We start from the raw sequence: 8,167 nt of genomic DNA on the forward strand, positions 1-8,167 counted from the left end.
AGCGGCGGCGTGTAACGCGTGCGTGATGGGCAGGTGCTCGCGGAAGATGACGCAGAACAAGCTATAAGCAGAAATTAGGGGTGAGTCAGACCGCGAGTGCCGTCGTCTTAACCACGGTGCGCAGCGAAAAACTGGACTGCATTTGGCGCACTCCGGGTAGGCGGCTTAGGTGTTGGCGGTGGATGCGGGCGAAATCTTCGGTATCTTCCGCCATGATCTTGATCAGGTAGTCGGCGGTGCCTGCCATCAGGTGACATTCAAGGATGTCGGGGACTTTCGCGACCTCACGCTCGAAGGCATCGAGCAGGTCTTCGGCTTGGGATTGCAGAGTGATTTCGACAAAAACCGTGGTGGGTTTGCCCATGCGGCGGGTGTTCAGCAGGGCAACATAGCCGTCGATGTAACCAGCCTCCTCGAGCAGTTGTACGCGACGATGGCAGGCAGAGGGCGACAGGTTCACCCGCTCCGATAGGTCAGCATTGGTAATGCGGCCATCCTTTTGCAGCACACCCAGAATGCGGCGGTCGGTGGCGTCAAGATCGGCGGGCATGGTGGAAATCTTTCTTTCAGCGGCATTTCTTCGTAGATTCTACCACGGATGCGGCTTGGCGTCAGCAAAGTTTCAAAACATTTGCGGCGGATCGGGTTCAAGCTGAGCACAGGGATGAGTTTGCGATCAGGGAGAGAGCGCATGAAAATTGGATGTCCAAAAGAGATCAAACCGCAAGAATTTCGCGTTGGCATGACGCCGAATGCTGCGCGGGAAGCGGTGCTTGCGGGTCATGCCGTGATGATTGAGACCGGGGCTGGGGTGGGCGCTGGTTTTACCGACGTGGATTACATCGCGGCGGGGGCAGTGATTGTTAGCACGGCTGAGGAAGTGTTTGCCGCTGCCGATATGATCGTGAAGGTGAAGGAACCGCAGCCTGTGGAACGCGCGCGTTTGCGGGCGGGGCAGGTGCTGTTCACCTATCTGCATCTGGCACCGGACCCGGATCAGACGCGGGATTTGCTGGCGTCGGGTGTGACGGCGATTGCCTATGAGACGGTGACGGATGATCGCGGCGGGTTGCCGCTGTTGGCGCCGATGTCGGAAGTGGCGGGGCGGTTGGCGCCTCAGGTCGGGGCGTGGACGTTGCAGAAGGCCAATGGCGGGCGTGGCGTGCTGATGGGCGGCGTGCCGGGGGTGTTGCCTGCGAAGGTTCTGGTGATTGGTGGCGGGGTGGTCGGCACCCATGCGGGCAAGATCGCGGCGGGCATGGGGGCGGATGTGACGGTGCTGGACCGCTCGGTCAATCGGCTGCGTTATCTAGATGATGTGTTCGGCGGGCAGTTTAAGTGCGGTTATGCGGATGCGGCGACGGTGATTGAGCTGGCTCGGGCTGCGGATCTGATTATCGGGGCGGTTTTGATCCCGGGTGCTGCTGCTCCGAAACTGATCTCACGGGCGCAACTGGCTGAGTTGAAACCGGGTGCGGCGCTGGTTGATGTGGCGATTGATCAGGGCGGCTGTTTTGAAACTTCGCGGGCGACGACGCACCAAGACCCGATCTACGAGGTTGATGGCATCATGCATTATTGCGTGGCGAATATGCCGGGGGCAGTGGCGCGGACCTCAACACTGGCGCTGGGCAATGCGACGATGCCGTTCATGCTGGCGCTGGCGAACAAGGGCTGGAAGCGGGCATGTGCCGAGGACAAGCATTTGCTGGCCGGGCTGAATGTCCATGCGGGCAAGCTGACCTATGCGGCGGTTGGGGCGGCTTTGGGGTTGCCAGTGATCACCGGGGCTGAGGCTTTGACGATCTGAATTGGGGCGTTTGCGGCGGGCATCGAGCCCGCCGCAAACGCGCTGCCGGGTTTTCTTGGCAGTGTTGGTTGCAGGAACGGCTTTTGGTGCTCGGGCCGTTTTCGTGGCGCTTAAACCAGCGGGCGGGATTTCACAGCGACGAGGATTTCTTTCAACACGTCCAACTCGGTCGGGCCAAGAACGGGTGGCGCTTCGGGCTTTTTCGGCATTAGTCTGTTCATGGATTTGACCAGCAGGAACACCACGAAGGCGATGATCAGGAAGTTGATCACGGCGGTGATGAAGGCTCCGTAAGCGAACACAGCGGCACCGGATTCCTTAGCGGCTGCCATTGTCGGCGGGTTGGTGCCGGATAGGTCAATGAACATATCCGAGAAGTTCACGCCGCCCAAGATTAGCCCGATGATCGGGTTGATCAGGTCGCCGACAAGGCTGCTGACGATGGCGGTGAAGGCTGCGCCGATGATGATACCGACGGCAAGGTCCATCACGTTGCCCTTCATGATGAAGGTTTTGAATTCGTTGATCATCGCAAATATCCCTTGTCTGGTTCCGCCGTTTCGGCGTGATTGAGCGCCTGCGGTGGCGCATGACGCAGGAAGTATGCCACAGGTTATTGGTCGGATCAGAAGAAAATTGCGAGTAAAGGTGAACAATTCATGCGAAATCCGGTCGATTAGACCCGGATTTGCAGTGATCTACTCGCCGTAGGGCACCCAGATGGTTTTGACTTCGGTTGCGGCGCGCAGGAAGGCGCGGCCTTCGCCTTCGCTGATCCAGTCGCGGGCTTGGCCATTGTTGACCCAAGTGCGCTTGATGTTTCCGGCGGATTCCTTCTCGATCAGGGTGGAGAGCGGCGAGGAGGAGAAGCTCCACACTGCGTCAATATCGCGGTGTCCGGCGAGGGATTTGGCGAGTTCGGCGTGCGGGCCGGTGACGATATTGACCACGCCTGCGGGCAGGTCAGAGGTGTCGAGGACTTGGTAGAAGTCGGTGGCGGCGAGCGGGAATGGCTCGGACGGCACGAGGATGCAGGTGTTGCCAATGGCGATGGCGGGGGCCATCAGCGAGATCAGACCGAGCAGGGGCGCGTCGTCGGGGCAGAGCGCGCCAATGACGCCGCAGGGTTCGTTCATTGCTAGGGCCACGCCGCGCAGGGGGACGGATTTCACAGCGCCGTCGAATTTATCGGCCCAAGCAGCGTAGGTGAACAGGCGGGCGATGCTGGCTTCAACCTCGGCTTCGCCCGATTTTCCGGTGAGATCGCGCAGGCGGTTCGCGAACTCGGTGGCGCGGGCCGAGAGGTTTTCGGCGATGTAAAACAGGTTTTGCGCGCGGGCGTGGGCGGTGGTTTTCGCCCAAGATTTCGCGGCTTGGGCGGCCTCTACCGCGTTGCGAATGTCTTTGCGGTTGCCGATCCCAGCGTGTCCCAGCAGCTTGCCCTTCGGCGACCAGATCGGTTGCGAATAGCCGCCATCGGGGCGGGCTTGTTTGCCTGCGATGTAGAGTTTGGCGGTGCGGTCGATGCTGGAGGCTTCAATCGTGGCGGGGGCGTCGAAGGCTTTGATTGGGGCTATGGCTTTGGTTGCGCGCGTGGGTTTGAGGTAGGCGAGCAGTCCTTCCCATCCGCCTTCACGGCCGAAACCGCTTTCGCGCACGCCGCCGAAACCTGCGGCCGCGTCGAACAGGTTGGTGGCATTGACCCAGACGACTCCGGCTTTGATTTTGGGGGCGGTGTCGAGGGCGAGGTTGATGTTCTCGGTCCAGATTGTCGCGGCGAGGCCGTATTTGGTGTTATTGGCGAGTTCCACGGCTTCGGTAGGGGTGCGGAAAGTCATCGCGACGAGGACCGGGCCGAAGATTTCCTCTTGCATCAGGGTGGAGGCGGCGGAGAGGCCGGTGACTAGGGTGGGCGGGTAAAAGCAACCCTCGGGGACGGTGCAGGCGGCGTGGTAGGTTTCGCCGTCTTTGTTGGTCTCGACCAGTTGGCGGATGGTGGCGAGTTGCACCGGGTCAACGATGGCGCCGACGTCGATGCATTTGTCGAGCGGGTCGCCGAGACGGAGGCCATCCATCCGGCGTTTCAGCTTTTCGTAGAAGCGGTCGGCGATGCCCTCTTGGATCAGGAGGCGGCTTCCGGCGCAGCAAACTTGGCCTTGGTTGAACCAGATCGCATCGACGAGGCCCTCGATGGCTGAGTCAATGTCGGCATCCTCGAACACGATGTAGGGGGATTTGCCGCCGAGTTCTAAGGTGAGGGATTTGCCGGAGCCTGCGGTTGCTTCGCGGATTTTGCGGCCTACTGCGGTCGATCCGGTGAAGGCGATTTTGTTGACGTCGGGATGGTTGACGAGGGCAGCTCCAGTGTCGCCATCTCCGGTGACGATGTTTAGCACGCCTTTGGGTAGGCCAGCTTCGCGGGTCAGTTCAGCGAAGAGAAGCGCGGTGAGCGGGGTGTATTCGGCGGGTTTCAGCACCACGGTATTGCCTGCGGCGAGGGCGGGGGCGACTTTCCAGGCCAGCATGAGCAGCGGGAAGTTCCATGGAATGACGGCTCCGCAGACGCCGAGGGGTTCTTGGCCGGGGAGTTCAGCGTCGCGCAGTTGGGCGAGGCCCGCATGGTAGTAGAAATGGCGGGCGACGAGGGGGATGTCGATGTCACGCGACTCGCGGATCGGCTTGCCGTTGTCCATTGTTTCGAGCACTGCGAGCAGGCGGGAGTGCTTTTGCACCAGCCGCGCGAGCGCGTAGAGGTATTTGGCGCGGGCATGGCCGGGCAGCTTGGCCCATTTCGGCTGGGCGCGACGGGCGGCTTTGACGGCAGCATCGACGTCGGACGCAGAGCCTTGGGTGACGAGAGCGAGCGGTTTGGCGGTGGCGGGGTTGTGCGATGCGAAAACCGCGCCGGGTTTGGTGAATGCGCCGTCGATCCAGTGGCCGAAGGATTTGTGTTTATGCAGCCACGCCAACACCTCGGCATTGCTTTCGGGGGCGGGGCCGTAAGCCATGCTGTCGAAGATCTCGCGGACGGTGGGGCTGGTCATGGCGTTGTCCTTTGGCATGGCGGCAGGCTTTGGGCGAGGGCGATTGGGGCTGATGTGCGCCTCCGGCGGGAGTTTTTGGGCCAACGTGAAATGTTTGGCGGAGGCATTGGGTTAGCCCATCGCGTGGCGGTTGGAGGCGGAGTATTGGCCGGTGAGGTGGTGTTCGAGTTGGCGTTCGATATCGCCGAGTAGCGAGGATGCGCCGAACCGGAACAGGTCGGGTTGCAGCCACGGGTGGCCGAGCTCGTCTTTCATCAGCGCCATGTAGAGGAGGGCGTCTTTGGCTTTGGCGATGCCGCCTGCCGGTTTGTAGCCGACTTTGATGCCGGTGCGGTCTTGGTAATCTCGGATGGCGCGGATCATGGTTAGGGTGACGGGGAGGGTGGCGTTAACCGTCTCTTTGCCGGTCGAGGTTTTGATGAAATCGGCGCCGGCCATCATGCAGACCAGCGAGGCGCGGGCGGTGTTGCGCAGGGTGGCGAGTTCTCCGGTGGCTAGGATGGCTTTGATATGCGCCTCGCCACATGCGGCGCGCATCTCGCGCATTTCGTCGTAGAGGGCTTGCCAGTTTCCGGTGAGGACGTGGCGGCGGGAAATTACGATGTCGATTTCCTTCGCCCCGGCGCGGACGGATTCGCCGATTTCCGCGATGCGGAGGTGGTAGGGCGAGAGGCCAGCCGGAAAGCCGGTTGAGACGGCGGCTACGGGGATACTGGTGCCTTCCAGCGCGCGGACGGCGGTTTCGACCATGTCATGATAAACGCAGACCGCTCCGGTGGTCAGACCTTGCAGGCCCAGTTTGTCGAGTATCCACGGCGCGACAGGTTGGCGGGCTTTGGCGCACAGGCGTTTGACGCGGCCTTCGGTGTCGTCACCCGACAAAGTGGTGAGGTCGATCAGGCTGATGGCTTTGAGCAGCCACGCCGCTTGAAAATCTTTTTTAACCGAGCGTCGTCCGCTCAAAGTGGCCGCACGACGCTCAATGGCGGAGGTGTTGGCCTGCACGCGTGCGACCCAGTCCAAATCCAGCTCCATGCCCGGATTGCGGGTGTGGGTCAGGGTTGGCAGTTGGGACTTCGACGCATCAAGCGTCGCGTTCGTGTCGGTATGGGTCAGGGTTTGCATCGAAGCCTCACCTATCTGGTTGGCCGCAGAGTGCGCGGGACGGGGGAGGCTGGCAAGGGCGTGTTGTCAAGTTTCGGCAGGATTTGACCGACAGGTTAAAGCCGTGATCGCAGCACATGGGACCGAAGCGATACCAATGCAATACCAGTTCAATCGCTATCGTCCCTCGGCGGTGGATCAGATGCCCACTGCGCATCGGTGCCCGTGTCGGGAAGTTTCGGCTGCGCCAGATGCCGATGCGCTTTCGCCAGCATCAGCGCCGACATGGGTGCTGTCACCAACAGAAAAATCGTGATCAGCACGCCATGCCAGTTGGCAATGCCATTTTGCCAGCCGATAACCGTTGCCGCGATCAGGATTGCACCGACGCCGACCGTGGTGGCTTCGGTTGGCGCGTGGAGTCGTTGCATCGGCTCGCGCAGTTTCAACATGCCAAAGCTGCCGATCAGACCAAACAACCCGCCCACTGCCAGCACTCCAGAGATTACCAGATCAATCACGACGTTCATTCGACAATCCTACCACGCAGGTAAAACTTACAAAAGGCGACGGTGCCGAAATACCCGGTCATTGCGAACAGCATGCCGATATCCATGCTGATCGCGGAGCGGCTTTGCGCGCCATAAAGCACGATCAGGGCGAGCATATTGATCACCATCGTATCGACCACAAGTATGCGATCCAGTACCGTCGGCGCTGTGGCGAGGCGCCAGAGATTGAGCAAAAGCGCCAATGCAAAGCAGGCGATTGCGAAGGGAAGCGCATATCCAAGCATCACATAAAGATCCTTTTCAGTCTGGACTCGTAGCGGGATTTTATCGCGTCGCGCACGGCATCTGGATTGCGGGTGTGCAAAACGTGGACCAAAAGCGCCTTATTGTCAGTGGAGAATTCGGCAGTTAGCGTACCCGGCGTCAGGGTGATGGTGGCTGCCAACAATGCCATCGCCTCGGGATCGGGCAGGTCAACCGGGACGGTGATCCAAACCGATGCAATCTTGCGCGCTGGCATGAAAAGGATGATCGCCGCGATCTCTACATTGGCGCACAAAATGTCGCCAAGCACAAAAATGACGTAGCCAATCAGCCGCATCGAATGGATGCGCGGGCGACCGGGCCACCACGGTTGCGTGGCGAGCGGGACCAAAATAGCAAGCAATGTGGCCAAGATCAGGTTGTTCAGGTTGGCGCTGTTGGCCAGCAAAAGCCAACCGATAAACAGCATGAAGGAAAGCAGCGGATGGGGAAACAGGCGGCGCATCATGGTGCCTTAAGCTGATTGACGGCGATGTAGGCTTGCGGGGCGTGCAGGGCTTTGGCGGTTTGGTTCAGCGCGTCAGTGATCGGGCCTGCGGCGAGGGTAAGCGCGGCCAAGGCTGCGAGGCAAAGCAGGACGGCGGCTGTGCTTTGGGCGGCGGCTTCTGAGCCGGGGGATTTCCAGAACAGGTCTGATCCTGCGCGAGCAAGGCCGATCATCGTGAGCAGTGAGGTGATCAGGATCATGCTCCACGCCAGCGTGTCGTTGCGCAGCGCGTCGAGGATCAGCAGTTTGCCGATAAAGCCCGACAGCGGCGGCATTCCAGCCATGGCGATGGCGGCAGCCATGTATAGCGCGGCGGTCAGGCCATCGCGGCGGGTGCGGGCAAGGTCAGCGACCAGGAAAAGTGCTGCGGTCGCGAGGGTGGAGTGCACGATATAGTATAGCGCGGCAGAGGTGGCTTGTGGCGTGAAGGCCGAGACTGAGAGCATCAGCATTCCCATTGACCCAATGACGCTGTAGGCAATTTGGCGCGGCAAGTTGTGGGTGGCGATCGTGCCTAGCGCGCCGACCGTCATAGTCGCTATCGATGCGGGATAAAGCAGATCGGCCAGCAGCGTTGTGATGGCGGGCAGGTCAGTCGGAAAAACCAACGTGCCAAAGCGGATCAGCGCGTAGGCCCCGACTTTGGTCATCACAGCAAACAGCGCGGCAACCGGCCCGGGGGCGTTGGCATAGCTGCCGGGAAGCCAGAATTGCAATGGCACCAGTGCTGCCTTGACTGCGAAGACCAGCATCATAAGCACGGCGGCGACTCGGATCAGCGCGGTGTCATTGGCAGGGATCAGTGGCAGTTTCTGCGCGAGGTCAGCCATGTTGAGCGTTCCGGTGGTGCTGTAAATCGTCGCCAGCGCAAACAGGAACAGCGTCG

The 8,167-nt window shown here is 60.7% G+C and carries 9 protein-coding genes; 1 reads left to right on the forward strand and 8 read right to left on the reverse strand.

Features of this window, described 5'->3' with window-relative positions:
- Positions 1-85: 85 nt before the first annotated feature.
- On the reverse strand, positions 86-550 hold the full coding sequence (locus tag JWS10_RS17835; RefSeq protein WP_299509150.1) for an Lrp/AsnC family transcriptional regulator: 465 nt from the start codon (positions 548-550) through the stop codon (positions 86-88).
- 141 nt (positions 551-691) lie between these two features.
- Here JWS10_RS17835 and ald point away from each other — a divergent pair, with 141 nt between their 5' ends.
- The gene (ald, locus tag JWS10_RS17840) at positions 692-1,810 is read left to right on the forward strand and encodes an alanine dehydrogenase (protein ID WP_299509151.1); all 1,119 of its coding nucleotides are present in this window, start codon (positions 692-694) and stop codon (positions 1,808-1,810) included.
- Positions 1,811-1,920: 110 nt separating this feature from the next.
- Here the strand turns inward: ald and mscL are convergent, their stop codons facing one another.
- The 7 genes from mscL to JWS10_RS17875 all read right to left on the reverse strand — a co-directional run.
- A complete protein-coding gene (gene mscL / locus JWS10_RS17845) occupies positions 1,921-2,340 on the reverse strand; it encodes a large conductance mechanosensitive channel protein MscL (RefSeq protein WP_299480693.1) in 420 nt (139 codons plus the stop codon).
- Between the two features lie 168 nt (positions 2,341-2,508).
- Positions 2,509-4,854: an aldehyde dehydrogenase family protein gene (locus JWS10_RS17850; RefSeq protein WP_299509152.1), complete on the reverse strand. Its 2,346-nt coding sequence runs from the start codon at positions 4,852-4,854 to the stop codon at positions 2,509-2,511.
- A 111-nt stretch (positions 4,855-4,965) separates the two neighbouring features.
- The gene (deoC, locus tag JWS10_RS17855; protein ID WP_299509153.1) at positions 4,966-5,979 is read right to left on the reverse strand and encodes a deoxyribose-phosphate aldolase; all 1,014 of its coding nucleotides are present in this window, start codon (positions 5,977-5,979) and stop codon (positions 4,966-4,968) included.
- Between the two features lie 149 nt (positions 5,980-6,128).
- On the reverse strand, positions 6,129-6,488 hold the full coding sequence (locus tag JWS10_RS17860; RefSeq protein WP_299509154.1) for a monovalent cation/H(+) antiporter subunit G: 360 nt from the start codon (positions 6,486-6,488) through the stop codon (positions 6,129-6,131).
- Entirely contained in the window at positions 6,485-6,754 is a 270-nt protein-coding gene (locus JWS10_RS17865; RefSeq protein ID WP_299475649.1) for a monovalent cation/H+ antiporter complex subunit F, read from the reverse strand. Before JWS10_RS17865 ends, JWS10_RS17860 begins: the two co-directional genes overlap by 4 nt.
- Positions 6,754-7,242, reverse strand: a complete 489-nt coding sequence (locus tag JWS10_RS17870) for a Na+/H+ antiporter subunit E (RefSeq protein ID WP_299509155.1) — start codon at positions 7,240-7,242, stop codon at positions 6,754-6,756. Before JWS10_RS17870 ends, JWS10_RS17865 begins: the two co-directional genes overlap by 1 nt.
- Positions 7,239-8,167: proton-conducting transporter membrane subunit (locus JWS10_RS17875; protein ID WP_299509156.1), on the reverse strand; the 929-nt coding region annotated here is incomplete at its 5' end. The genes JWS10_RS17875 and JWS10_RS17870, both read right to left, overlap by 4 nt.

This window comes from Cypionkella sp. (genome assembly GCF_028290025.1).
Taxonomy (GTDB): Bacteria; Pseudomonadota; Alphaproteobacteria; order Rhodobacterales; family Rhodobacteraceae; genus Cypionkella.

Coding starts and splice junctions, on each gene's coding strand:
- JWS10_RS17850 (WP_299509152.1), bottom strand. CDS start 4,854: ATGACCAGCCCCACCGTCCGCGAGATCTTCGACAGCATGGCTTACGGC.
- mscL (WP_299480693.1), bottom strand. CDS start 2,340: ATGATCAACGAATTCAAAACCTTCATCATGAAGGGCAACGTGATGGAC.
- ald (WP_299509151.1), top strand. CDS start 692: ATGAAAATTGGATGTCCAAAAGAGATCAAACCGCAAGAATTTCGCGTT.
- deoC (WP_299509153.1), bottom strand. CDS start 5,979: ATGCAAACCCTGACCCATACCGACACGAACGCGACGCTTGATGCGTCG.
- JWS10_RS17870 (WP_299509155.1), bottom strand. CDS start 7,242: ATGATGCGCCGCCTGTTTCCCCATCCGCTGCTTTCCTTCATGCTGTTT.
- JWS10_RS17860 (WP_299509154.1), bottom strand. CDS start 6,488: ATGAACGTCGTGATTGATCTGGTAATCTCTGGAGTGCTGGCAGTGGGC.
- JWS10_RS17865 (WP_299475649.1), bottom strand. CDS start 6,754: ATGCTTGGATATGCGCTTCCCTTCGCAATCGCCTGCTTTGCATTGGCG.
- JWS10_RS17835 (WP_299509150.1), bottom strand. CDS start 550: ATGCCCGCCGATCTTGACGCCACCGACCGCCGCATTCTGGGTGTGCTG.